At 70.9% G+C, this 22,526-nt stretch carries 22 protein-coding genes; 10 read left to right on the forward strand and 12 right to left on the reverse strand.

Annotated elements, in window-relative coordinates:
• Window positions 1–63 precede the first annotated feature (63 nt).
• Both ALMP_RS17580 and ALMP_RS17585 read right to left on the reverse strand, forming a co-directional pair.
• On the reverse strand, window positions 64–729 hold the full coding sequence (locus tag ALMP_RS17580; RefSeq protein WP_264929294.1) for a response regulator transcription factor: 666 nt from the start codon (window positions 727–729) through the stop codon (window positions 64–66).
• The gene (locus tag ALMP_RS17585) at window positions 726–1,967 is read right to left on the reverse strand and encodes a sensor histidine kinase (protein ID WP_264929295.1); all 1,242 of its coding nucleotides are present in this window, start codon (window positions 1,965–1,967) and stop codon (window positions 726–728) included. Before ALMP_RS17585 ends, ALMP_RS17580 begins: the two co-directional genes overlap by 4 nt.
• An 84-nt stretch (window positions 1,968–2,051) precedes the next feature.
• Here ALMP_RS17585 and ALMP_RS17590 point away from each other — a divergent pair, with 84 nt between their 5' ends.
• Complete coding sequence (locus ALMP_RS17590; RefSeq protein WP_264929296.1) at window positions 2,052–2,615, forward strand: GNAT family N-acetyltransferase; 564 nt, start codon at window positions 2,052–2,054, stop codon at window positions 2,613–2,615.
• 48 nt (window positions 2,616–2,663) lie between these two features.
• Here the strand turns inward: ALMP_RS17590 and ALMP_RS17595 are convergent, their stop codons facing one another.
• The 7 genes from ALMP_RS17595 to ALMP_RS17625 form a co-directional block, all read right to left on the reverse strand.
• Window positions 2,664–4,190 (reverse strand): type IV secretory system conjugative DNA transfer family protein, encoded by a 1,527-nt coding sequence (locus ALMP_RS17595; protein WP_264929298.1) that lies wholly within the window; start codon window positions 4,188–4,190, stop codon window positions 2,664–2,666.
• Between the two features lie 12 nt (window positions 4,191–4,202).
• On the reverse strand, window positions 4,203–5,630 hold the full coding sequence (locus ALMP_RS17600) for an ATP-binding protein (protein ID WP_264929299.1): 1,428 nt from the start codon (window positions 5,628–5,630) through the stop codon (window positions 4,203–4,205).
• Window positions 5,631–5,638: 8 nt separating this feature from the next.
• Complete coding sequence (locus tag ALMP_RS17605; RefSeq protein ID WP_264929300.1) at window positions 5,639–7,198, reverse strand: SCO6880 family protein; 1,560 nt, start codon at window positions 7,196–7,198, stop codon at window positions 5,639–5,641.
• Window positions 7,195–8,571, reverse strand: coding sequence for a hypothetical protein (locus tag ALMP_RS17610; RefSeq protein WP_264929302.1), 1,377 nt, complete (start codon window positions 8,569–8,571; stop codon window positions 7,195–7,197). The genes ALMP_RS17605 and ALMP_RS17610 overlap by 4 nt, the downstream gene beginning before the upstream one ends.
• Window positions 8,561–9,382, reverse strand: coding sequence for a hypothetical protein (locus ALMP_RS17615; protein WP_264929304.1), 822 nt, complete (start codon window positions 9,380–9,382; stop codon window positions 8,561–8,563). Before ALMP_RS17615 ends, ALMP_RS17610 begins: the two co-directional genes overlap by 11 nt.
• 198 nt (window positions 9,383–9,580) lie before the next feature.
• Complete coding sequence (locus ALMP_RS17620) at window positions 9,581–9,889, reverse strand: hypothetical protein (protein ID WP_004000049.1); 309 nt, start codon at window positions 9,887–9,889, stop codon at window positions 9,581–9,583.
• Between the two features lie 397 nt (window positions 9,890–10,286).
• On the reverse strand, window positions 10,287–11,654 hold the full coding sequence (locus ALMP_RS17625) for a S53 family peptidase (protein ID WP_264929308.1): 1,368 nt from the start codon (window positions 11,652–11,654) through the stop codon (window positions 10,287–10,289).
• 337 nt (window positions 11,655–11,991) lie between these two features.
• Between ALMP_RS17625 and ALMP_RS17630 the strand changes: the two genes are divergently transcribed.
• The 5 genes from ALMP_RS17630 to ALMP_RS17650 all read left to right on the forward strand — a co-directional run bounded on the left by ALMP_RS17630 (window position 11,992) and on the right by ALMP_RS17650 (window position 17,107).
• Window positions 11,992–12,417 carry an SgcJ/EcaC family oxidoreductase gene (locus ALMP_RS17630; RefSeq protein WP_264929311.1) on the forward strand — a complete coding sequence of 142 codons (426 nt, stop codon included), beginning with the start codon at window positions 11,992–11,994 and terminating at the stop codon, window positions 12,415–12,417.
• A 124-nt stretch (window positions 12,418–12,541) separates the two neighbouring features.
• Window positions 12,542–13,318, forward strand: a complete 777-nt coding sequence (locus ALMP_RS17635; protein WP_264929313.1) for a serine protease — start codon at window positions 12,542–12,544, stop codon at window positions 13,316–13,318.
• 53 nt (window positions 13,319–13,371) lie between these two features.
• On the forward strand, window positions 13,372–15,066 hold the full coding sequence (locus ALMP_RS17640) for a serine/threonine-protein kinase (RefSeq protein WP_264929315.1): 1,695 nt from the start codon (window positions 13,372–13,374) through the stop codon (window positions 15,064–15,066).
• 123 nt (window positions 15,067–15,189) lie between these two features.
• Window positions 15,190–16,134: a bifunctional lytic transglycosylase/C40 family peptidase gene (locus ALMP_RS17645; RefSeq protein WP_309299494.1), complete on the forward strand. Its 945-nt coding sequence runs from the start codon at window positions 15,190–15,192 to the stop codon at window positions 16,132–16,134.
• Window positions 16,135–16,393: 259 nt separating this feature from the next.
• A complete protein-coding gene (locus ALMP_RS17650) occupies window positions 16,394–17,107 on the forward strand; it encodes a phosphatase PAP2 family protein (protein ID WP_264929317.1) in 714 nt (237 codons plus the stop codon).
• Window positions 17,108–17,151: 44 nt separating this feature from the next.
• Here ALMP_RS17650 and ALMP_RS17655 read toward each other — a convergent pair whose 3' ends face one another.
• Both ALMP_RS17655 and ALMP_RS17660 read right to left on the reverse strand, forming a co-directional pair.
• A complete protein-coding gene (locus tag ALMP_RS17655) occupies window positions 17,152–18,684 on the reverse strand; it encodes an FAD-binding oxidoreductase (protein ID WP_264929319.1) in 1,533 nt (510 codons plus the stop codon).
• Between the two features lie 77 nt (window positions 18,685–18,761).
• A complete protein-coding gene (locus ALMP_RS17660; protein ID WP_264929321.1) occupies window positions 18,762–18,935 on the reverse strand; it encodes a hypothetical protein in 174 nt (57 codons plus the stop codon).
• 139 nt (window positions 18,936–19,074) lie between these two features.
• On the opposite strand from ALMP_RS17660, the gene ALMP_RS17665 reads away from it, so the two are divergent.
• Window positions 19,075–19,908: a hypothetical protein gene (locus ALMP_RS17665; protein ID WP_264929322.1), complete on the forward strand. Its 834-nt coding sequence runs from the start codon at window positions 19,075–19,077 to the stop codon at window positions 19,906–19,908.
• Window positions 19,909–20,036: 128 nt separating this feature from the next.
• Complete coding sequence (locus ALMP_RS17670) at window positions 20,037–20,219, forward strand: hypothetical protein (RefSeq protein ID WP_264929324.1); 183 nt, start codon at window positions 20,037–20,039, stop codon at window positions 20,217–20,219.
• A gap of 83 nt (window positions 20,220–20,302) precedes the next feature.
• On the opposite strand, the gene ALMP_RS17675 is transcribed toward ALMP_RS17670, so the two are convergent.
• On the reverse strand, window positions 20,303–20,644 hold the full coding sequence (locus ALMP_RS17675; RefSeq protein WP_264929326.1) for a metal-sensitive transcriptional regulator: 342 nt from the start codon (window positions 20,642–20,644) through the stop codon (window positions 20,303–20,305).
• 224 nt (window positions 20,645–20,868) lie between these two features.
• Here ALMP_RS17675 and ALMP_RS17680 point away from each other — a divergent pair, with 224 nt between their 5' ends.
• Together ALMP_RS17680 and ALMP_RS17685 are read left to right on the forward strand one after the other, a co-directional pair.
• Complete coding sequence (locus ALMP_RS17680; RefSeq protein ID WP_187748798.1) at window positions 20,869–21,489, forward strand: DUF47 domain-containing protein; 621 nt, start codon at window positions 20,869–20,871, stop codon at window positions 21,487–21,489.
• An 8-nt stretch (window positions 21,490–21,497) separates the two neighbouring features.
• A complete protein-coding gene (locus ALMP_RS17685; RefSeq protein WP_264929329.1) occupies window positions 21,498–22,496 on the forward strand; it encodes an inorganic phosphate transporter in 999 nt (332 codons plus the stop codon).
• Window positions 22,497–22,526 lie beyond the last annotated feature (30 nt).

Raw genomic sequence — 22,526 nt, forward strand, 5'->3', positions numbered from 1 at the left:
AGGACGCCGCCGAACAAACTTTGAGGGAAACCCCCGCACCGTTGGTGCGGGGGTTTTCTGCGTTCAGGGGCGGACCAGTTTCGTTTCGTACGCCAGGATCACCGCCTGGATGCGGTCACGGGAGCCCGTCTTCGCCAGGATGCGACCCACATGGGTTTTCACCGTGGACTCCGCCAAGTGGAAGCGCTCGGCTATTTCCGTGTTCGTCCAGCCTTTGCCGATGACGGTGAGGATTTCGCGTTCCCGGTCCGTCAGCGTGGCCAGACGGGGGTGCGGTGCGGAAGGGCCGGAGTCGACTCCGGCCGGCAGGTGGTCGACGTAGGCGTCCAGGAGGCGGCGGGTCAGGCTAGGGGCCACCACCGCGTCGCCCGTCGCGACCGCGCGGACGCCCGCCAGGAGCTCCTCCGGCTGGGCGTCCTTGACCAGGAACCCGGAGGCGCCGGCCCGCAGACCCGCGTACGCGTACTCGTCAAGGTCGAACGTCGTGAGGATCAGGACGCGGGTGCGGTCGCCGGTGGCGGTGATGCGTCGGGTGGCCTCGATGCCGTCCAGGCCGGGCATACGGACGTCCATCAGGACGACATCAGGGCGGAGTTCGGACGTCAGGCGGACCGCCTCGGTGCCGTTGTTCGCCTCGGACACCACCGAAAGGTCGTCCTGGCTCTCCAGCAGCATGCGGAAACCCAGGCGCTGGAGGGGCTGGTCGTCGGCGATGAGGACGGTGGTCACTGCGGGGATTCCTCCGGTAGGTGCAGATGGACGCGCCAGCCCCGCTCGGGGTGCGAGCGGGGGCCGGCCTCGAGTGTGCCGCCGTACAGGGCGGTGCGTTCGCGCATTCCGTGCAGGCCCCGGCCGCTGCCCGAGGGGGCTGGGCCGCCGTGGCCGGTGTCGGTGACCGTGACGGTGACGGCGCCTGTCGCGGCGTAGGTGACGGTGATGTCCGAGGTGGCGTCGGGTCCGGCGTGTTTCAGGGTGTTGGTGAGGGCCTCCTGGATGACCCGGTAGACGGTGAGCTGGCGGCCCGGGGCGATGGCGGGGGTGCCGTGGACGGTGGTGCTGACGGGCAGGCCGGCCGCGCGGACGCCGTCCAGGAGCTGGTCGAGGTCGGTGAGGCCGGGTTGGGGGGTGAGGTCGGGATGCTGGGCTGTCGTGTCCTCCTCGCGCAGGACGTCCAGGAGGCGGCGCAGTTCACCGAGGGCCTGGCGGCTGGTGGTGGCGATCGCGTCGAGGGCCTGCGCGGCCCGTTCGGGGGACTTGCCGGCGGCGTAGCGGCCGCCGTCGGCAAGGCCGGTGATGACGGAGAGGTTGTGGCCGATGATGTCGTGCATCTCGCGGGCGATGCGGGTGCGTTCGGCGGCGGCGGCGAGGCGGGCCTGCTGATCGCGTTCGGTCTCCAAGCGGCGGGCGCGGTCCTCCAGGGCCTCGGTGTAGTTGCGGCGGGTGCGGACCGTGATGCCGAGAGCCGCGGCCACGACGAGCGTCATCAGGACCGGGACGACGTCCTGGTCGGCGCTGCCCCTGGGATGGCGGGCGGCCAGGACGACCGCGTCCGCGACGATCAACGCCGTCCACCACAGGTGGTGCAGCGGACGGCGCAGGGCGAGGTGGAAGACGACGATCAACTGGAGCATGGCGGCCTGGAGGGCGGCTCCGGTCCAGGCGTTGACGAGGGCGAACGGGGCCATGACGAGGAACACGGCCGTGGGGTGGGCGCGTCGCCACAGGAGGGGGACCGAGAGGCCGAGGGTCAGGACGAGGACCAGCGGGAGCGGGGTGTCGGGGTTGCGGGTGACGTTGAGCCAGCCGCCGGTGTAGTCGACCAGGGCGGCCGTCGTCCAGGAGCCGGTCAGGAGGAGGTCCCACAGGAGCGGGCGGCGTCGGTCGAAGGCCTGGACCCGCCGTACGACGTGTTGGACGTGTCGGGTGAGTGGCTCGGTGGTGTCCCTGTCCTGCGGCACGAAATCCATGATCGGGTAATCGGAGCCGGAGGGCGTCCGGCGGGGGACTTATATGGGGTGAGGGCGTAGTACCCGGGTACTACCGTGGCCGGCATGAGCTATGTGATCCGGTCCGTGCGTGTCGAGGAGTGGGCCGCCGCGCGGGAGTTGCGGCTGCTGGCGTTGCGGGACCCCGTCGCGCACCTCGCCTTCCTGGAGTCGTACGAGGAGGCGGTGGCGAAGCCGGAGTCCTTCTGGCGGGAGCGGACGGCGAGGGTGGCCGAGGGCGCGCAGGGGGCGCAGCAGGTCATCGCCGAGGGCCCCGACGGGGAATGGGTCGGGACGGTGACGGTGCTGCTCGAGGAGGCCGGGAGCAGGGACTGGGCCGGGTTTCCGGTCGAGCGGCGACAGGGGCATGTCGTCGGGGTGTTCGTGCGGCCCGAGTACCGGGGGATAGGACTGACCGAGGTGCTGTTCGACGCCGCGCTGGAGTGGGCGTGGGGGCGTGGGGCGGAACGGGTGCGGCTGATCGTGCACGAGGACAACGGGCGGGCGCAGACCTTCTACCGGCGGGCCGGGTTCGTGCCGAGCGGGGTGATCGTGCCGTTGGCGGCGGACCCGGACGGGCGGGAGCTGGAGTTCGTGCTGGAGCCCGCTCACATCCAACCGGGCGGCTAGGCCCTGTCGTTTGGATCATCCCGGCGTCGCGGGGCCAAACGACAGGGCCTAGACCGGCAGTTCTGTGTGGGGCCAGCGGGTGCGGGCCTGTTCGCGGGAGCGGAGGAGAGCCAGGGTGGGCAGGCCCCGGTCGGCTCCGACGGCGAGGAGGTCCGGGAGGTCGGGGAGCGGGGCCACGGCCGCGATGTCGTCGAGGACCAGGGTCAGTGGTGGGTCGAGGCGACCGGAGGATGACCGTTCGGCCATGCGCCGGCCGCGCTCGACCACGCTGGAGACGAGGGCCGTGAGGAAGGGCATCGCGCCGGGGCTGGTCCTCGGGTCCTCGATGGATTCACCGACCACATAAAGCGTTCCCCCTTCATTGACGAAGGAATCCAAGGCGAGGGCATCGGTTCGGTTGGGAGTGCACGCCTCGCGGATGTTCACCGTGGACAGGGCGGCCAGGGCGCGGGTGGCCAGCTCCTGGGCGATGTCCCGGCGCTCGGGGTGGGCCGTGAGAGCGGCTTCCAGTTCGCCGGCGGAACCGGGGGCCGCCTTCCGGTTCGTACGGAGGGTGCGGACCGCCTCCTGGATTCCGGTGCCCTGGGACCAGCGGTGCACGTGGCGGATGGTGCGGCCGTCGACCGCGGCCGCGTGGAGGTAGCTGCGCAGCAGGGTTTCGGCGGTGTCGGTGACGGCCTGGTCAATCTTGGCGGTGGGGCGGACGGGCGTCAGCAGGGCGGTCGCTCTGGCCGCGGCGGTCCTCCTGTCCTCGCAGCCGGCGGTGGGGGACCAGTGCAGGCGGGCCGGGGTGTCGCAGAGGTGTGCGGGGTCGTAGAGGAGGACGGGGCCGAGTTTGGCTCGGGCGTCCTTGGTGTCCTGCCAGAGGGCGGGGTTGGAGGTGACGACGAGGGCCGGGCCCTCCGCGTCGCGGACGGCCCGGGCCGCGGTCGGGTGTCGCGTCTCAGCCGGTGCGTAGAGGACCGGGCCCTCGGGACGGTTCGTCTCCCATCCCACGGCCGACCGTCCGGGCTGGGGAGGGGTGAGCGGCTCGGGTCGCGGTCGCTGGTGCCCGGGTTCGGGTTCGGTCCTCGGCAGCGGGACCTCGTGCCGTTCATGGGCCGGCGCGGGTGCGGGTGCCGGTGTCGGTTCCGGCGCGGTGGTCGGTGTCGGTGTCGGTTCCGGTGCAGGTTTCGGTGCGGGAAGCGTCGTTCTGTTGCGGGCGCGTACGGCCCGCCACCGTGCCACCGTGCCCAGGACGAACACGGTCAGGACGAGCAGGATCATCAGCTGGCCGATGAACAGGCCCCAGAAGAGGCCGTAGCCGGAGAGCGCGGTGGGTGGGGTGGAGGGCCAGGCGCCGGCGATGTCGTGGGGCTGGGCGACGAGCCGGCGCATGGCCAGGGGAGTGCGGGCGAAGGTGACGCCGGGGGGCCAGGAGCCGTGGGAGAAGACGGCTGCCAGGCCGGTGGCCGTCCAGACCAGCAGGGTCATGCCCAGCAGGAACGCGAGTATGCCGACCAGGAGGCCGTCGGGGACGCCGCCCTGGGCTCCCTGGCCTCCCTGACCGTTCCGGCGGCCGTCGCCCGGTCTCATGGACGCCTCCGCCTACGCCACCGTCGACTCGGACGAGCCGTCCAAGTCGGCAATGTGCTGTTCCATGAAGGCCGCCGCCCGTTCCTCGGCCTCTCGTTCGGCGGCACGCAGCGCGTCGTCGTCGCGGATGAGGTCGGTGGACGACTCGGTCATCGCGCGGTCGGTGAAGACCAGAGGGCGTTCCGTCTCGGTGACCAGGTGTTTGACGACCTGGACGTTGCCGTTGACGTCCCAGACGGCGATGCCGGGGGTGAGGGTCGGGATGATCTCCACGGCCCACCGGGGCAGGCCCAGGACGCGGCCCGTCGCCCTGGCCTCGTCGGCTTTCTGGGCGTAGATCGTCCGGGTCGAGGCCATCTTCAGGATCGCCGCGGCTTCCTTGGCCGCCGCGCCGTCCACCACGTCGGACAGGTGGTGGACGACCGCCACGAAGGACAGGCCGAGTCGGCGGCCGAACTTCAGCAGGCGCTGGAACAGCTGGGCCACGAACGGGCTGTTGATGATGTGCCAGGCCTCCTCGACCAGGAAGATGCGCTTCTTCCGGTCGGGGCGGATCCAGGTGTGCTCCAGCCACACGCCGACGATCGCCATGAGGATGGGCATGGCGATGGAGTTGCGGTCGATGTGGGAGAGGTCGAAGACGATCAGTGGGGCGTCCAGGTCGATGCCGACCGTGGTGGGGCCGTCGAACATGCCGCGCAGGTCACCGTCGACCAGGCGGTCCAGGACCAGCGCCACGTCCAGGCCCCAGGCCCGTACGTCGTCTATGGCGACGTTCATCGCCTCCGCCGACTCGGGTTCGGGGTGGCGGAGCTGTTCGACGATGTCGGACAGGACCGGCTGGCGTTCGACGATCGTCTCGTTGACGTAGGCGTGCGCGACCTTGAGGGCGAAGCCGGAGCGTTCGTCCAGGCCGTGGCCCATCGCCACTTCGATGATCGTCCTGAGCAGGGCGAGCTGGCCGGTCGTGGTGATCGACGGGTCCAGGGGGTTGAGGCGGATCCCGTGGTCCAGGGCGGCCATGGGGTCCAGGCGGATGGGGGTTATCCCCAGCGCTTCCGCGATGAGGTTCCATTCGCCGACGCCGTCCTCGCCCTGGGCGTCCAGGACGACGACCTGGCGGTCACGGAAGCGCAGCTGGCGCAGGACGTAGGTCTTCTCCAGGGCCGACTTGCCGTTGCCGGACTCGCCGAGGACCAGCCAGTGCGGGGCCGGGAGCTGTTGGCCGTACAGCTGGAACGGGTCGTAGATGTAGCCCTTGCCGGAGTAGACCTCGCGGCCGATGATCACGCCCGAGTCGCCGAGGCCGGGGGCGGCGGTCGGGAGGTAGACCGCCTGCGCCTGGCCGGTGGAGGTGCGCACGGGCAGGCGGGTCGTCTCGACCTTGCCGAAGAGGAAGGACGTGAAGGCGTCGGTGAGGACGGTCAGCGGGTCCCGCATGTGGAGTCCTACCTTCGGATGCCGGTGGCGAACGGAAGCGTGTTCACGAAGGCGCGGTGGTGCTCTCGGTCGCACCACTCCAGCTTCAGGTACGACTTGCCCGCCGACGCCCTTATCGTCCGCTTGTCGCGGGCGAGGGCCTCGGGGGAGCGGGAGGAGACGGTGATGTAGCCGACCAGGTTGACGCCGGCGGCGCCACTGGCGAGGTCCTCGCCGCGCTGGTCGAGGCGGGAGTGGGCGGCCACGTCGCGTGGGTCGACGGTGCGGTTCATCTTGGCGGCGCGGCTGGCCTCGGCCTCGTCGTTGGTCTTCTCGGTCAGCATGCGTTCGATGGCGACCTCGGTGGGTTCGAGGTCCATGGTGACGGCGACCGTGCGGATGACGTCCGGGGTGTGGACCAGGAGCGGGGCGAGGAAGTTCACGCCGACCGGGGTCATCGGCCACTCCTTGATCCAGGCGGTGGCGTGACACCAGGGGGCACGGGTGGCGGACTCGCGGGTCTTGGCCTGGAGGAAGGTGGGCTCCATGGCGTCCAGTTCGGCCGGCCAGGCGTTGCGCTGGGTCATCGCCTGGATGTGGTCGATGGGGTGGTCCGGGTCGTACATGGAGTGGACGAGCGAGGCGAGGCGGCCCTGGCCGAGCGGCTGGCGGACGCGGATGTCCGCCTCCTGGAGGCGGGAGCAGATGTCGGTCAGCTCGCGGGCCATGACGACGGCGAGGCCGGCGTCGCGGTCCAGTTTGCGGCCGTTCTGGGGGCGGGCGGCGCGGGCCATGGCGTGGGCCTCGGCGGCGAGCTCGCGGGTGTAGTGCATGCAGGCGACGAGGTAGGCGCGGTGCTGTTCGCTGCTCGTCGACACCATGGACTGGAGCTGGTCGTACGACGACTGGAGCCAGGGCAGGGCCTTGTCGTCGCCGCGCTGGGCGACGTCCTTGGCGTGGGCGTCGGGGTCGGCGGGGAGGGTGCGGGCGAGCATCTGGAGGCGGGTGACGAAGCCGTCGCCGTTGGCCACGTGCTTGAGGAGGGTGCCGAAGCGGTCGACGAGGGCCTCCTGGTCCTCGCTGTCGCGCAGGCCGACGCCGGGGCCCTCGATCTCGATCGCGGCGGTGACGGTGCGGCGGTCGGCGTGCAGCAGGACGGCGATCTCGTCCGGGCCGAAGGGGGCGGCCAGCCAGGTGATGCGGCCGATGCCGGGCGGCGGGCCGACCTCGACCTCGCGGCCGTCGAGGCGGGTGCCGGCCTCCATGGCGGCGGAGCGGTAGACGGTGCCCTGGCGCAGGGTCCGCTTGTAGCTGCGGTTGATCTCGAACCACTTGTAGAACGTGCGGTGCTTGTACGGGACGTACACGGCGGCCAGCGCGATCATCGGGAAGCCGGCCAGGAGCACGATGCGCAGGGTGAGGACGGGGACGAGGAGGCCGCACATCATGCCGAGGAACGCGCCGACGACGATGAGCGCGATCTCGCCGGACTCGCGGTTGCGGCCGACGATCGCGTTCGGCCGGGCGCGGCCGATCAGGTATGTACGGCGGGGCGTGACCGCGTGGGACACGTGGGAATCAGTCGTCAACGCCCTTCACCTCCCGTGCGGTTGGTACTGCTGTTGCGTGTGTTGCTGGCGTGCGGGGTGTTCACGGTGCTGCTGGAGCGGGGTGCGGGTGCGGCGGAGGGGACAGATCCGCCGCCTCCGTTCGAGGGGCGCGTGCTGTGCGCGGCGACGCCGCCGGCGGCCTGGTTGGCGGGGCGGGGGCCGCCGGAGGCGGACGCGCCACCGCCGTTGCTGTCGGCGCGGGTGCTGTGGGTCTTGATGCCCTGGGCGACGAGGGTCGCCGGGGAGCTGATGACGGCGGCGGCCTTGCCCTCGGCGCCCTGCATGATGCGGTTGTTGCGGGAGTGGGCGATCTCGTCGCCGAAGCCGGGGACGAAGCGGTAGATCATCGCGCTGGCGAAGATGGCGAGCAGGATGATGGCGAGTCCGGAGACGACGGCGGAGAAGGCGTCGGGGCCGTCGTCGGCGGAGAGGGCTCCGGCGAGGCCGAGCACGATCACGATGACCGGTTTGACCAGGATGACGGCGATCATGATGCCGGCCCAGCGGCGGACGTGTCCCCAGAGGTTCTTGTCGACGAGGCCGGCGTAGACGACCGTGCCGAGCAGGGCGCCGACGTAGAGGAGGGCGGCCCTGATGACCAGCTCCAGCCACAGGACGCCGGCGGCGAGGATGGAGACCAGGGAGACCACGATCAGCATGATCGGGCCACCGCCGATGTCCTCGCCCTTCTTGAGGGCTTCGGAGAAGGTGCCGAAGAACGTGTCGGTCTGGTCGCCGGTGGCCTTGGCGAGGACGTCGGTGATGCCGTCGGTGGCCGAGACGACGGTGTAGAGGATCAGCGGGGTGAAGGCGGAGGCCAGGACGGTGAGCCAGAGAAAGCCGACGGCTTCGCCGATGGCGGTGGCGAGGGGGACTCCGCGGACGGCCCGCTTGGCCACGGCCAGCAGCCACAGCAGCAGGGTGAGGACGGTGGAGGCGGCGAAGACGACGGCGTACTGCTGGAGGAACGTCGGGTTGGTGAAGTCGACGTTCGCGGTCGCCTTCACGGCGTCGCTGAGCTTGTCGACGGTCCAGGAGGCGGCGTCGGCGCACCCCTTGGCGAGGGAGGAGAGCGGGTCCAGGGTGTCGGTCACGCCGGGGTTGGTGGTCGTGCCGGAGGTGCCGTTGCCGCGCTCGCAGTACTTCTTGGCGTCGCCCGAGATGAGGCTGCAGTTGAAGCTGCCGGAGGGGGAGGGGCTGGGAGAGGCGTTGGGGGAGGAGGAGAGACTGGGGGACGGTGAGGGGCTGGGGGAGGGCGCGGCGAAAGCGCGGCCCGCCAGCAGTACGGCCGTCGTCTGGACGGCCGTGAGGACTCCGGCGAGCCGGAGCACGCGGTGCGGGTTACCGGGCATACGTGAACCCTCCGTACTCCTGGATGGCCTTGCTGATCTCGTCGGAGGAGGCGGCCCGGTCGTCGCCGGGGACCGGGGCGGGGCCGTCCGTCTGCGTGTCGCTGAGGATCTTCCAGTCGCCGCCCGTCCACTGGAGGTCGAAGGTCCAGGTCTTCCACGACGAGGTGACCGGGTCGTTGGAGCTCTCCCCGGACATGCCGATCAGGCCCAGGTACCAGACGGCGACCTTGGCGGTGGTGCCGGCGTACTCCTGGACGGTGGTGCCGACCGGGACGATCCGGGAGACGAACGTGTTGCCCTCGGGGGCGTCGCCGTTCGCGTCGAGGCCCAGCTGGGCGAGGAACGCGGGGGAGTAGGCCTGGTCCTTGGGCGCCTGGAGGCGGGCCGCGGCGTCGGCGGTGTAGACGGTGTCGACGATGGTGTGGCGGGTGTCCTTGTGGAACATGCCGGTCGAGCCGAGGGTCACGGCGTAGTTGGCGGCCGCGGACTGGGCGCCCTGTTCGGTGTGGGCGAAGCCCGAGGGGATGCCGCTGGCGCTCTTGGTCCGCACGGGTTGTGTGCCGGTGGCCGCGGTGGCCGCCGTCTTCGGTCGGTCGGCCTCGCCGGCCGCGGAGGTGGAGGGGGAGTCGTCTCCTGAGCGGTTCGCGAAGGCGATCGCGGCGATGAGGAGGACGACGACGCCGACCACCGTGACCAGGCTGCGGGAGGAGGAGCGGCCGGGGCGTCGGGCGCCGCCGTAGGGGTCGGCGTCGGGCAGGCGCACGCGGGTGCCCGCGGGTTCGCCGTAGTCGTGGTCGTCGCCGAGGCTCATGCCGCGTACGCCCCCTCGATGCCGTACCGGAACGCGTGGAAGAACGCGTGGAAGTACGACGGTAGCCGTGCTGGTTCCCGCGCGGGCGCGGTGTGGTGACTCGACATCAGGGAAACGCAACCTCAGCCGGTGGGCACGACGGGTGGGTGGGGTGGAGGGGGCCGGGCCTGCCCGGACGGGACGGGAGGGCGGGGCGGGCTACACGGCCATGCCGTACACGATCGTGAACAGCGTGCCGAGTGAGCCGATGATGAAGACGCCCGTCAGTCCGGCGATGATGAGGCCCTTGCCCTGCTCCGCGCTGAAGGTGTCCCTGAGGGCCGTGGCGCCGATGCGCTGTTTGGCCGCACCCCAGATCGCGATGCCGAGACAGATGAGGATGGCGACCGCCATCACGACCTCGATCATCACCTTGGCCTCGTTGCCCAGGCTGCCGAAGGGGCCCCAGTCCGGAGCGATCCCGCCGATGATGGTGTTGATGTCTCCCTTGTCGGCCGCAAAGAGCATGTAAGTCACCGCCCCTGGTGGGTAGTTCCGCAGTCGGTCCCCTGCGGTGTGCAGAGGTCAGGCCTCATTGTCGCCGACGATGCCGCTGTCGTATGTCGACTTGGCGTCATTGTCGGGCGGGATTCGTACGAATAGCTCGTACGGTTACTCTGTGTATCACGGCAGGTCACGCCGGGCAATGAGGTGGCAGCGGAACCTGGCGTGTGGTTCCGTCGTTGACCCACTTCACGGCCCCTGTGCCATTTCTGACGGCTTGTCGGTACCGAGAGCCCGTCTCGATGTTCTCATGCCGACCGGCGGTCGACGGCGAACGGGCCGCGGCTGGTGGCCGCGGCCCGTTCGTCTTCGCCGTCCGGGACCCCCACGGTCCACGGGCGGCTGCTTCGGTGAGGGGGTGTCAGCCGGTGAAGGCGGCTGTGCCCTGCGGGGTGCCCCAGCCGGTGGGGCCGTCGTAGCCGGACCTGGCGGTGCAGAGGTAGCTGGTCGAGCAGGAGCCGTTGCTGCCGCTGGTCACGTCGTTGAGGGCGGCGGTGCCGGCCGCGGCGTAGGGGTACCGGGCCGGGTAGTCGCCGCTGCCGGGGGTGCCGGCGAGGGCGTAGACGGCGGCGATGATCGGGGCGGAGGCGCTGGTGCCGCCGAAGGTGTTCCAGCCGGTGCCGTCGGAGCCGTAGGTGTCGTAGACGGAGACGCCGGTGGCGGGATCGGCGACGGCCGAGACGTCGGCGATCGTGCGCTTGGCGCAGCCGGTGTCGGTCTGCCAGGTGGGCTTGGTGTCGTAGGCGGAGCAGCCGGAGCCGGTGCCCTCGGTGCCGCTGGTGTTCCAGACGCTCTCCGTCCAGCCGCGGCTGGTGGAGGAGGCGGCCAGCCGGGTGCCGCCGACGGCGGTCACGTACCGGGAGGCGGCCGGGTACTCGGCGCCGTAGCCCTCGTCGCCGGCGCTGACGGTGATGGCGACGCCGGGGTGGTTGAAGTACGAGGAGTCGTAGGTGCTGTCGGAGGGGGACTCCGAGCCGCCGTAGCTGTTGGAGACGTACTTCGCGCCGAGTTTCACGGCCTCGTTGACGGCGGTGCCCAGGTTGGCCATGGAGGCGGATTTGGCCTCGACGAGGAGGATGCCGCAGTTGGGGCAGATGGCGGAGGCCATGTCGAGGTCGAGGGAGATCTCGCCGGCCCAGCCGCTGTCGGGGGCGGGCAGGGAGGCGGTGGAGCCGGTCTGGCCGACCTTCTTGAAGCAGCCGTTGGCGGTGGTGCAGGCGGACAGGCCGTAGTGGGCGCGGTAGGTCGCGAGGTCCGACTCGGCGTTGGGGTCGTCGTAGGCGTCGACGATGGCGATCGTCTCGCCGGAGCCTGCCGTGGCGGCGGCGGAGGTCAGGCCGTAGGCGTCCTGGAGGTCGGAGGGGCCGTAGCCGGTGGGGGTGGCGGAGGCGGCCCGGGGTGAGACGGTGGCGGGGGCGACGCCCCGCTTCGCGGCCTGTTCCTCCTGGTAGGCGGTGGTGCCGGAGGTGACGCGCAGGGCGTGGCAGGCGGCGTAGCCCTGCCGGGGGGTGCTGCCGCACTGCTCGGTGTACTGGACGTGCGCCTTGGCGACGGCGGCGGCGACGGCCTGGGCGCCGGCTGTCCTGGGGGTGGTGCTCGAGGGGGCCGCGCTCGCGTGGGCGGCGGTGCCGAGGCCGGTGAGGAGAAGGGCGGCGGTGGCGGTGGCCGCGGCGGCGAGGCGGTGCCATCTGCCTTGGGTGTGAGGGGTGTCGGGGGTGGGCGTACGCAACGGACAGCCTCCTGTGTGAGGTGGGCAGAGGCCTGCGGGTGGGGGGTCCACCGGTGCGGTTCCCGGTGGGGGCGGCGGCCCGCGACGACCATCGCTTTGTTGGGTACGCGACAACAAGGTGCGTTCCGCAATCCTGACTCCGGCCTTACGGAAGGGGGCCGGGGGCTTACCGGTGGATGGCGGGGGGATGGGCCGGCGATGGGGGCGGCTTGACCCGGGCCACAGGCGGTGCACAGGTCGGCCGGCGGCTGTTCGACGGGCGTGCGGTGACGGTTGATCAGCCAGTGGCGGCCGGGGGGTTGACCTCAACCGCGCTTGAGGTGCCAGCATGCTCGTCATGAACACGAACACAGAGGTTGTGGAGCAGACCCGCGACGCCGAGATCGAGGCGATCAGGCAGGTCGTGGCCGCCGTCGAGCACGCCCAGCGCAACGAACTCGTGGAGGAGTTCACCAGCCTCTTCCGGGACGACGCGATCTGGACGACCGCCCACGGCAGACGTCTCTTCGGCCGCGACGCCATCACGGACTTCACCCACACGGTACTGCCCGGCGCGATGACCGACTCGACCGTCACCTACGAGGTGGAACACGTGCAGTTCATCCGCCCCGACGTCGCCGCCGTGAAGGTGAAGGGGCAGTACTGGAACCATGACGGCAGCCCGCTCGGCAACCCGACGAGCCCGCTGTACGTGATGGCGAAGGAGGACGGCCGCTGGCTGCTGACGGCGTGCCAGAACACCGAGGTGCTGCCGCAGTCCTGACGTCCTCGCCCCAGGGGCCGGGGCCGGGGGCCGGGGGGCGGCCGTCGGCGGCGGGGACGCGTGCGGCGAGCCGGCGGAGAGCCGTCTGACCGGTCTCTCACCTTCGTCCGCCACAGTGATCCGGATGAAGCGCAGTTCCCGCCTTCTCGGCACCCGCAGGCACGCTCTGCTCACGGCCGTCGTGCTGCTGGCCGCCACCTCGGCGTCCGAGGCGGCGGCCGGTGCCGGGCCGGGCCCGCTCGGGGTGACGGCCGTGGCGGCGGTGACGGGACGATCCGTGCGGATCGGGGCGCTGTTCGCGGTGGCGGACGCGCGTCGTCTCACCGGTGAGCACTTCTGCACCGCCTCCGTCGTCCACGGCCCGCACCACAACCTGATCGTCACGGCGGCGCACTGCCTGGGGGAGGAACAGGCGGCCGGCGGTCTGGTCTTCGCACCCGGGTACCGGGACGGCCGGGCCCCCTACGGGCTGTGGACGGTGAAACGGTCCTTCCTGCCCGTGGGGTGGGCCAAGGGGCAGGACGAGGACAGCGACGTGGCGTTCGCGGTGCTCGCGCCGCGCGGGGGTGAGGGCGTGGAGGACGCCGTGGGGGCCAACCGGTTCGTCACCCGTACGGCCACGGGCGCCACCGCGGTGACCGTCACCGGCTACCCCGACTCCCGGGAGACCCCGATCACCTGCACCAACAGGCCCGTCGCGCACAGCGGCACGCAACAGCGCATCGACTGCCCCGGCTTCACCGGCGGGACCAGCGGCAGTCCCTGGGTGAACGGCGACGGCGAGGTCGTCGGGGTCCTCGGCGGCCACGAGCAGGGCGGGGCCACGGCCGACATCTCCTACAGCGTCGTCCTGGGGCGGGAGGCGGGGCAGCTGTACCGGGAGGCGGCGGCGGATCCCTGATCCCGCGCGGGACCGCCGACGTGTCGAAGTGGCCCGTGTGGCATGGTCGTTCGGTGGACGCACTGAAGGCTCATGACCCCGCGCGGATAGGCGCGCACACGCTGCTCGCCCGGCTCGGCGCCGGCGGTATGGGACAGGTTTACCTCGGCCGCTCGCCCGGCGGGCGGCTGGTGGCGATCAAGGTGATCCGGGAGGAGATCACCGACCATCCGGAGGCCTTGGCGCGGTTCCGCCGCGAGGTGGAGACCGCGCGGGCGGTCCGCAGCGCGTACACGGCCAACCTGATCGACGCCTCCCTGGACTCGGCGCCGTACTGGCTGGCCACGGAGTACGTGCCCGGGCCCACGCTGAGCGGGGCGGTGGGGGCGAGGGGGCCGCTGCCGGTGGAGACCTGCCGGGCGCTGCTGGCGGCCCTCGCGGAGGGCCTCGCGGCGGTGCACGCGCACGGGGTGACCCACCGCGACCTCAAACCGCAGAACGTGATCCTCTCACCGCAGGGGCCTCTGCTGATCGACTTCGGGATCGCGCGCAGCGCGGCGCAGACGGCACTCACCGAGGCCGGGTTCGCGCCCGGCACCCCTGGCTACACCGCTCCCGAGGTGCTGCTGCGCAACGAGGTCGGGCCCGCCGCCGACGTGTTTGCGCTCGGCGCGACCCTCGCCTACGCCGCCACCGGTCGGCCGCCCTTCGGCCACGGCGAACCCGCGGGGGTGAGCTACCGCGCGGTGCACGAGGCCATCGACCTGGCGGGCGTGGAACCGCGGCTGGCGGCGCTCCTCGACGCGTGCGTGGCCAAGGACCCGGCGGCACGGCCCGCGCTCGCGGACGTGATCGCCCGGTGCGGCGTGCGGACGGCACTCGTCGAGGACACGTTCTACGGCGGTCTCGCCGCGCTCGGCGAGGCGGTCCCCCAGACGCCACCGGCACCGGCGTCCCCAGTGCCACCCCCGTCCCACCCGCCGTTCGGCCCGCACGACCTGCCGACGGCGCCCGCTGCCCACAGCCACGGCTACGGGTACACGCCCACTCAGGTGACGAGACCGACCGGGGTCACCGCGCCTCGCAGGAGATCGTGGCTGATCGCCGGGGCAGCCGGCCTGGTCGTGACGGTGGGCGCCGTCGCCGCCCTCACCCTGCTCCCGGACAACGGGGACGACAAGGACAACGACGGCGCGGCAGGTCCGGGAACCACCTCGGCCCCGCCGGCCACCACCGTCGGAGGTGACGAGCCGGAACTCCAACCGCCCGCCTACGTCGAGCAGACCAACCCGTCGCGTGACTACTGGATCGCTGATCCCGCGTCAGCGGAAGGCGGGGCGTGCCTTCTGCCGGCGGAGGAGCGCAACGAGCACTTCCAGGCCTCGGTCGCCGCGGCGGGCACGGACGCCCCCTACACCTCGGGCAAGGGCACCATCGGTATTCGGCTCAAGTACGCCACCCCGCAGCCGTACTACGTCTCCGTGGCCGTGAAGCCGCCGCACGAGATCGACGCGGACACCGGCAAGCCCATCGAGGGGATGCCCGTGCAGAACCTTGACCTCGGATACACCAGCAAGCCGGTCGCGGTCGGCACCGAGTGGGTGTACCTGACGTACCCCGATGACTTCGAGAAGATCGTCAAGGGGAAGAAGTACGGTGACGCCATCCCCGTCGAGAACGACCCCGGTGACTGGACGGTCCTCTTCCTCCATGTCGAAGAGCCCAAGAAGTACGCCAGTATTTACTGCCGCGGGTTCGTCGCGAAGTAGCGCGCACGACACGGACAGGTTCGGGAAAGACCCGTAAACCGGGCCTCGGTGGGGGAGGGTTGAGACGTGCGAAAAGTTTGGGTGGTCGGGGGAGCCGCGGTCGGGCTCGGGCTGAGCTTCGTGATGCTGCTCGTCATCGGGGTGTACGTGATCGCCGGAAACCTCGTCAACGGCGTGGGCGGCAAGAGCGTCGGACTGGCCAAGGGGGCCGTGCCGGCCGCCTACCAGACGCTTGTCCAGAGGTGGGGCAATCTCTGTTCCGCCATCAACCCCGCGCTGCTGGCCGCCCAGTTGTACCAGGAGAGCGGCTGGGACCCGGATGTCGTCAGTCACGCCGACGCCCGTGGCATCGCCCAGTTCATCCCCAGCACCTGGGCGACGCACGGCATCGACGGTGACGGGGACGGGGACCGTGACATCTGGGACCCGAATGACGCGATTCCATCGGCCGCCTCGTACGACTGCGAGCTCGCGAAGTACGTCAAGGACGTGCCGGGTGACACCACCAACAACATGCTCGCGGCCTACAACGCCGGCGCCTACCGCGTCATAAGGGCGGGTGGGGTTCCGGCCATCCGCGAGACGCAGAACTACGTTGAGAGGATCCGCACGCTCGAGAAGAGCTTCGCCGCTCCCGTCACCCGGGTGGACCCCTCCGAGCAGGCTGCCGGGGCTATTTACTTCGCGCAGAAGAAGTTGGGGACGCCGTATCTGTGGGGTGGGAACGGTACGGCTGAGCAGGGCGGACGGTTCGACTGTTCGGGGTTGACCAAGGCGGCGTACGAGAGTGTCGGGATCACGTTGCCGCGGGTGGCGAACGATCAGTACAACGCGGGGCCGCACCCCTCCCGGGACGAGCTGCTGCCGGGGGATCTGGTGTTCTTCTCGCCGGACCCCACCAACTCCCGGGCCATCGACCACGTGGGGATCTACGTGGGCGGCGGGTACATGATCGACGCGCCGTACACGGGTGCCGTCATCCGGTTCGACCCCATCGACACCCGCAAGTACTTCGGTGCCACCCGGGTGACCGAAGATGGCGCGAAAGCGCTCCCCACGAGGGTCTGAACCGGGCCGTAACCCACCCCCTGAGCTGCGGCGATGTATCTCTCTTCGATAACGTCTGAGTGATCATTCGGTGGAGAGTGGAACGTATCAACCGGGGCCGTGCGTTCCTGTTGACGTAGCCGAGCAATGCCTGTGACGGCCGGACCGGTCACCGACCGGACGGGCTGGCGGAAGCGGATCTACGCAATCCACGGGGGTGGGCAGGTAGCGGCGTGCGTGAGGCGCGCCGGCAGAAACACGATGAAGGGGCCGCAGCACTATGGCTGGACTCGCCGATTCCGGGTCGAACCCCGACGTCGACCTGCTCTATGACATCAACGGTCTCGCCAAGGACGCCCCGCACTGGGTGGACCGGGTCGTCGGCTTCGTCGGCGAGTACGGGCTGCTGTTCGCGATGGTGCTGATGGTGCTGTGGTGCTGGTGGACCGTGCGACGCCGGCCGGGCAGCGCCGAGGAGGCCGCGTCCTCCGTGGCCGCGCTCGTGTGGGCGCCGCTCGCCGCGGGCCTCGCCGTACTGATCAACGTGCCGATACGTGGGTTCGTGGAACGGCCCCGGCCCTTCCTCGACCATGAGGGACTGGAAGTCCTCGTCTCCGGGAAGACCGACTACTCCTTCGTCAGCGACCACGCCACCATCACCATGGCGATGGGCGTCGCGCTGTTCGTCGCCAACCGGAAGTTCGGACTCGTCGGGCTGGGACTGGGGCTGCTGGAGGGGTTCTGCCGGGTGTACATGGGCGTGCACTACCCGACGGACGTGATCGGCGGCTTCGCGCTGGGGACGGCGGTGGCGCTGCTGCTGTCGCCGGTGGCCTCCATGCTGCTCACCCCCGTGCTGCAGGCCGTGGAGCGGTCGCCCCGGGTGGGGTGGGTCGTGCGGAGCCGGCGGGCTCGGGAACAGGCGGCCCGGGACGCGGTGGTGCCCGGGGCGCGGGTCGAGGGCGGCTCGGGGGAGAGAGACCTCGCGGCTTAGCCCGCCCCCCCGTACTGCCGCGCCCGGCGGCAGTACGTCCGTGGTCACAGGCCCTGGGGGTAGGTGAAGAAGCCCCTGGGGTCGTACTGCTTCTTCAGTTGGGTCAGGCGCGGGAGGGCGTCGCCGTAGTACGCCTTGCGCCAGTTGGTGAGGGTGGGGTCCGCGTAGTTCTGGTAGGCCGCGCCGGAGGCGTACGGGCGCATGGCGGTGTGGGCCGAGCCCAGCCAGGACTGGGCGGCCGTGCCGGTCGTGCCGGCGGACCAGGAGGTCAGGTACTGGGCCAGCATGCGCGAGCGGCGGTGGACGAAGGCCGTGGCCGTGGGGGAGACGCGGTTGACCGCGCCGCCGAGAGCGGTGAGCGCGATGCTGCCGGAGCCGCCGCGGACGGTCGTCATCTGCTTCAGCAGGGTCTGGATGCCGGCCGCCGACAGTGAGCGGTCGAAGAAGTCCGAGCGGGCCGCGTAGGTCTCCCGGCGCAGCTTGCCCTGCGGGGAGCGCCCTGGGGTGGAGCCGGGCAGATGGCACTGGGCGTCCGTGGCGAAGGAGGAGCAGCCGGCGTAGACCTCCATGGCCTCTTCGTAGGAGCGGCGGCGCAGGGAGACGCTGCTCGCCGGGGCGCCCACACGGTCGGCCAGGCGGTCCACGGCGTTCTGGAGCTGGCCGTAGGTGCCGACGCAGAACGCGGAGACGGAGATCCTGGGCGTGCCGCCGGGGGAGTTGGCCAGGTGCAGGGCGGACCATATCTCGTCCGGCTGGGACGGCCCCCATTCCTGCCAGGCCTTCACCACCGCGGCCGCCCTCGACCAGGGCCAGGACAGCAGGCCGGTGACGGCCTGCGGGGCGGGGTGGGTCTTGAAGTGGAGTTCCGTGACGATGCCGAAGTGGGCGTTGCCCGCGCCGCGCAGCGCCCAGAAGAGGTCCTTGTTCTGGGTGGCGTCGGCGACGAGCTGCTTGCCGTCCGCGGTGATCAGCGTCGCCCGGGTGAGGCTGTCGCAGGTCAGGCCGTAGGCGCGGGAGACCACGCCGTGGCCGCCGCCCAGCACCAGGCCGGAGACCCCGACCGTCGGGCAGGAGCCGGCCGGGATCGTCGCGCCCTTCGCGGCGAGCGCGCGGTAGACGTCGATCAGCTTGGCGCCGGCGCCGACCACCGCCGAGCCGCCGCTCGCGCGGACTCCGCTCAGCTTGGAGACGTCGATGATCAGCCGTCCGCTGCCGGAGGACCAGCCGCCGTAGGAGTGGCCGCCGTTGCGGATGGCGACCCTGGTGCCGTGGACTCGGGCGTAGGCGAGGACCGTACGGATGTCCTCGGTGTGGGCGACGTAGGCGACCGCCGCCGGTTTCAGGACGTCGAAGCGGGTGTTGTAGAGCTGGCGGGCCGCCGCCCAGGCGGTGTCGCCGGGGCGGATCAGGGAGCCGTCCAGGTCGCGGGCGAGGGCCGCCCAGTTCGCGGCGGCCACCGCGCTCGTCGTCCTGAGCGCGGTGTGGGTGGTGGTGCTGTCGCCGTCTGCCCTGCACGCGGCGGCCGTGACCGCCGCCACCGCGGCCGTGCCGCCCGCGATGAACGTACGCCGTTGCATATGTGTGTCCTCGCGTCTTCCGTCGGCTTCACGGAGCGAGACGGAAGGGACGGGCCGGGGGTTCCCGCCGGGGGGAGTCAGCCGCGCTCATGGCCCGCCGCGTCCGCTCTGGCCAGGCTTCTCGCTCTTCGGGCCGGGCCGCGCCAGCCGCAGGTGCAGCGGGCGAGACAGAAGGGGCCGTGTTCGACGGTCGAGGTGCGGTGGAGTTCCTCGTCGGCGGAGTGGGGCGCCGAGCGGTCCTGCTGGGTCACATCGGTAACGCTACCCAGTCCGGGTAAGGCTCACGTATGGCGACCGCAAGCCTTCGGACACGCGTGACGGGGCCACGGTGCCGGTCGTTGACCGGGGCGACAGGGAGTGCGTGACGGGCGTACCGGCTGGGGGTAGACGATGGCGGAGCGGCGGCGGTGGGGAACGGTGGTCGTCGCGGGGTTCGTGGCCGGGGTCTGCTGTGCCGGGGCCGCCGGATGTTCCGGCAGTGGGGGCGGCGCCGGGGGCGACCGTGCCGCCGACCCGGTCGCGACGGTGCGGCGGGCCGCCGACACGCTTGTGGACGCGGGCAGTTCGAAGGCCCGGACGTCGATGCGGATGGCCACCGGCGGGACCCGGGTGACCATCCGGGGCGAGGGCGTCTACGACTTCCGGCGCGGGCTGGGGCAGTTGACGGTGGTGCTCCCGCAGGATCCGGCCGGCGATAACGGGCACCGGCCGATCACCGAACTCCTCGCGCCGGGCGCCCTGTTCATGAAGAACCGGGGCGCCGGGGTGCCCGCCGACAAGTGGGTGCGGGTGGAGACGGCGTCGCTGTCCGACGGGAACCTGGTGACCGGCGGGGCCACCGATCCGTACACCGCCGCCGAGGTGCTGCGTGGGACGCGCACGGCGAGGTACGTCGGCAGGACCCGGCTGGCCGGGGGGGAGGTGCGGCACTACCGGGGCAGCGCCGATCTGGCGGTGGCCGCGAAGGAGGCCTCACCGGGCGGACGGGGCTCGCTGGGCGCGGCGGCGAGAGGGTTCGCCACGGCGACGGTGCCGTTCGACGTCTACCTGGACGACGAGGGGCGCATCCGCAAGGTCCGGCACCGGTTCAGCTTCGTCAACGGCCGGCAGAAGCAGGTCGTGGCGGTCGCCTCGACGACGCTGCTGTACGACTTCGGGACCGCCGTGGACGTACGGCTGCCGGTGGCCGGGGACATCTACGCCGGGCGGATCGCGGTGGAGTGAGCCGGTCCGTCCCGTTGTGCGCGGGGCCGGATCCGGCCAAGGGCGGACGGGGACTAGCCCGTCCGTGCCATGCGCGGTGTGTAGGCCGCTCCCTACTCTAGGAAGTCGGTGACGGCAGGGACGAGGTGATGCGCGTGGCTCCGGTCGGCGGTACGGCGGTTCAGGACCACGTGGCCCTCGCCGAGATCGAGTTGTGCGGGGAGCTGATCATCGCGGCCTCGGCGGCCGAGGAGCGGCTGAGCCTGGAGAGCATCGACGAGGTGCTGCGGGTGGCCGAGGAGCGGGAGCGCTCCGCCGAGCGGCCCGCCTGACCTCAGGGTCGCGGCGGGCGCGGCCGGTCGGGGGGCGCTCGGCTGAGGTGCGTGGCGGCGGCCGGTCCAGGGGTGTGTTCGGGTCAGGTGCGCAGCAGGCGGCCGATCGCCTTCGTGGCCTCCTCCACCTTCGCGTCGATCTCGTCGCCGCCCTTGAGGGCCGCGTCGGCGACGCAGTGGCGCAGGTGCTCCTCCAGCAGTTGCAGTGCGAAGGACTGCAGGGCCTTGGTGGAGGCGGACACCTGGGTGAGTATGTCGATGCAGTAGGTGTCCTCGTCGACCATCCGCTGCAGGCCCCTGATCTGACCCTCGATGCGGCGCAGGCGCTTGAGGTGCTCGTCCTTCTGCTTGTGGTAGCCGTGCACACCGTGGTCGTGGTCGGTCACGACTGCGTCGGTGGCCGAGCCGGCCTCGGTGGTCGTCATGGTGTCCTCCAGACATATACCCCTACTGGGTATATCGTACCGAACTTTCCGGGGTATGAGGGGTGTGGTCGCCGTTGCCGGAGGGCTGTGGACTGGACCACCGGGCGGCCCCGCTGCCGGTCGCTCTGTTCGATGGGCGACACTGGGGGACGGCCCATTAGCCGTGGCCGGATGATGCGCCTAGCATCAGCCTGACCGAAACCGATGCATCCCGAGGACCCCACGTGCGCTTTCGTCTGACCCCCAGGGAGACGAGCTTCTACGACATGTTCGCCGCATCCGCGGACAACATCGTCACGGGCTCGAAACTCCTGATGGAACTGCTCGGGGCGGACACCGCCGGCCGGGCCGAGATCGCAGAGCGCATGCGGGCCGCTGAACACGCCGGTGACGACGCCACGCACGCGATCTTCCATCAGCTGAACTCCTCGTTCATCACGCCGTTCGACCGTGAGGACATCTACTCCCTCGCCTCGTCCCTCGACGACATCATGGACTTCATGGAGGAGGCCGTCGACCTTGTCGTCCTCTACAACGTGGAGGAACTGCCCAAGGGCGTCGAGCAGCAGATCGAGGTGCTGGCGCGGGCGGCGGAGCTGACCGCCGAGGCGATGCCGAACCTGCGGACGATGGAGAACCTCACCGAGTACTGGATCGAGGTCAACCGGCTGGAGAACCAGGCGGACCAGATCCACCGCAAGCTGCTGGCCCACCTCTTCAACGGCAAGTACGACGCCATCGAGGTGCTGAAGCTCAAGCAGATCGTGGACGTGCTGGAGGAGGCGGCCGACGCCTTCGAGCATGTGGCGAACACGGTGGAGACCATCGCGGTCAAGGAGTCCTGAGCTCACTCATGGACACCTTCGCTCTGGTCGTGACGATCCTGGTCGCGCTCTTCTTCACGTACACCAACGGCTTCCACGACTCGGCGAACGCGATCGCCACGTCCGTGTCGACGCGGGCGCTGACGCCGCGGGCCGCGCTGCTGATGGCGGCGGTGATGAACCTCGGCGGTGCCTTCCTGGGGTCCGGGGTCGCCAAGACCGTCAGTGAGGGACTGATCGCGACGCCCGAGGGCTCGAAGGGGATGGGGATCCTCTTCGCGGCACTGGTCGGGGCCATCACGTGGAACCTCGTCACCTGGTACTTCGGGCTGCCGTCGTCGTCGTCGCACGCCCTGTTCGGCGGCATGGTGGGGGCGGCGCTGGCCGGGGGGACGACGGTCTACTGGCACGGCGTGCTGGAGAAGATCGTCATCCCGATGTTCGTGTCGCCGGTGGTGGGGCTGCTGGCCGGATATCTCGTCATGACCGCCATCATGTGGATCTTCCGGCGGGCCAATCCGCACAAGGCGAAGCGGGGATTCCGGATAGCGCAGACGGTGTCGGCGGCGGGGATGGCGCTGGGCCACGGTCTCCAGGACGCGCAGAAGACGATGGGCATCGTGGTGATGGCGCTGGTCATCGCGGATGTCGAGGACTACGGGGATCCGATCCCGGTGTGGGTGAAGATAGTCTGCGCGGTGATGTTGTCGCTGGGGACGTACGCGGGTGGATGGCGCATCATGCGCACGCTGGGGCGGAAGATCATCGAGCTGGATCCGCCGCAGGGGTTCGCGGCGGAGACGACCGGGGCGTCGATCATGTTCACGACGGCGTTCCTGTTCAAGGCGCCGATCTCCACGACCCATGTCATCACCTCGGCGATCATGGGCGTCGGGGCGACCAAGCGGATCAACGCGGTGCGGTGGGGTGTCGCCAAGAACATCGTGCTCGGGTGGTTCATCACGATGCCGGCGGCGGCGGCGGTGGCGGCGTGCGCGTTCTGGATCGTGAACCTGGCGTTCTTGTAGGAGTCCGGCCCCACCCCCTGCCGGGGCGGG

Origin of the sequence: Streptomyces sp. A012304 (genome assembly GCF_026008495.1) — a bacterium.
Classification (GTDB): Bacteria; Actinomycetota; Actinomycetes; order Streptomycetales; family Streptomycetaceae; genus Streptomyces.

What these genes read in the sequence shown, in the direction of transcription:
- ALMP_RS17585 (WP_264929295.1), bottom strand. Translation starts at nt 1,967, where the DNA reads ATGGATTTCGTGCCGCAGGACAGGGACACCACCGAGCCACTCACCCGA.
- ALMP_RS17590 (WP_264929296.1), top strand. Translation starts at nt 2,052, where the DNA reads ATGAGCTATGTGATCCGGTCCGTGCGTGTCGAGGAGTGGGCCGCCGCG.
- ALMP_RS17595 (WP_264929298.1), bottom strand. Translation starts at nt 4,190, where the DNA reads ATGAGACCGGGCGACGGCCGCCGGAACGGTCAGGGAGGCCAGGGAGCC.
- ALMP_RS17600 (WP_264929299.1), bottom strand. Translation starts at nt 5,630, where the DNA reads ATGCGGGACCCGCTGACCGTCCTCACCGACGCCTTCACGTCCTTCCTC.
- ALMP_RS17610 (WP_264929302.1), bottom strand. Translation starts at nt 8,571, where the DNA reads ATGCCCGGTAACCCGCACCGCGTGCTCCGGCTCGCCGGAGTCCTCACG.
- ALMP_RS17615 (WP_264929304.1), bottom strand. Translation starts at nt 9,382, where the DNA reads ATGAGCCTCGGCGACGACCACGACTACGGCGAACCCGCGGGCACCCGC.
- ALMP_RS17620 (WP_004000049.1), bottom strand. Translation starts at nt 9,889, where the DNA reads ATGCTCTTTGCGGCCGACAAGGGAGACATCAACACCATCATCGGCGGG.
- ALMP_RS17630 (WP_264929311.1), top strand. Translation starts at nt 11,992, where the DNA reads ATGAACACGAACACAGAGGTTGTGGAGCAGACCCGCGACGCCGAGATC.
- ALMP_RS17635 (WP_264929313.1), top strand. Translation starts at nt 12,542, where the DNA reads ATGAAGCGCAGTTCCCGCCTTCTCGGCACCCGCAGGCACGCTCTGCTC.
- ALMP_RS17645 (WP_309299494.1), top strand. Translation starts at nt 15,190, where the DNA reads ATGCTGCTCGTCATCGGGGTGTACGTGATCGCCGGAAACCTCGTCAAC.
- ALMP_RS17650 (WP_264929317.1), top strand. Translation starts at nt 16,394, where the DNA reads ATGGCTGGACTCGCCGATTCCGGGTCGAACCCCGACGTCGACCTGCTC.
- ALMP_RS17655 (WP_264929319.1), bottom strand. Translation starts at nt 18,684, where the DNA reads ATGCAACGGCGTACGTTCATCGCGGGCGGCACGGCCGCGGTGGCGGCG.
- ALMP_RS17665 (WP_264929322.1), top strand. Translation starts at nt 19,075, where the DNA reads ATGGCGGAGCGGCGGCGGTGGGGAACGGTGGTCGTCGCGGGGTTCGTG.
- ALMP_RS17670 (WP_264929324.1), top strand. Translation starts at nt 20,037, where the DNA reads ATGCGCGTGGCTCCGGTCGGCGGTACGGCGGTTCAGGACCACGTGGCC.
- ALMP_RS17675 (WP_264929326.1), bottom strand. Translation starts at nt 20,644, where the DNA reads ATGACGACCACCGAGGCCGGCTCGGCCACCGACGCAGTCGTGACCGAC.
- ALMP_RS17685 (WP_264929329.1), top strand. Translation starts at nt 21,498, where the DNA reads ATGGACACCTTCGCTCTGGTCGTGACGATCCTGGTCGCGCTCTTCTTC.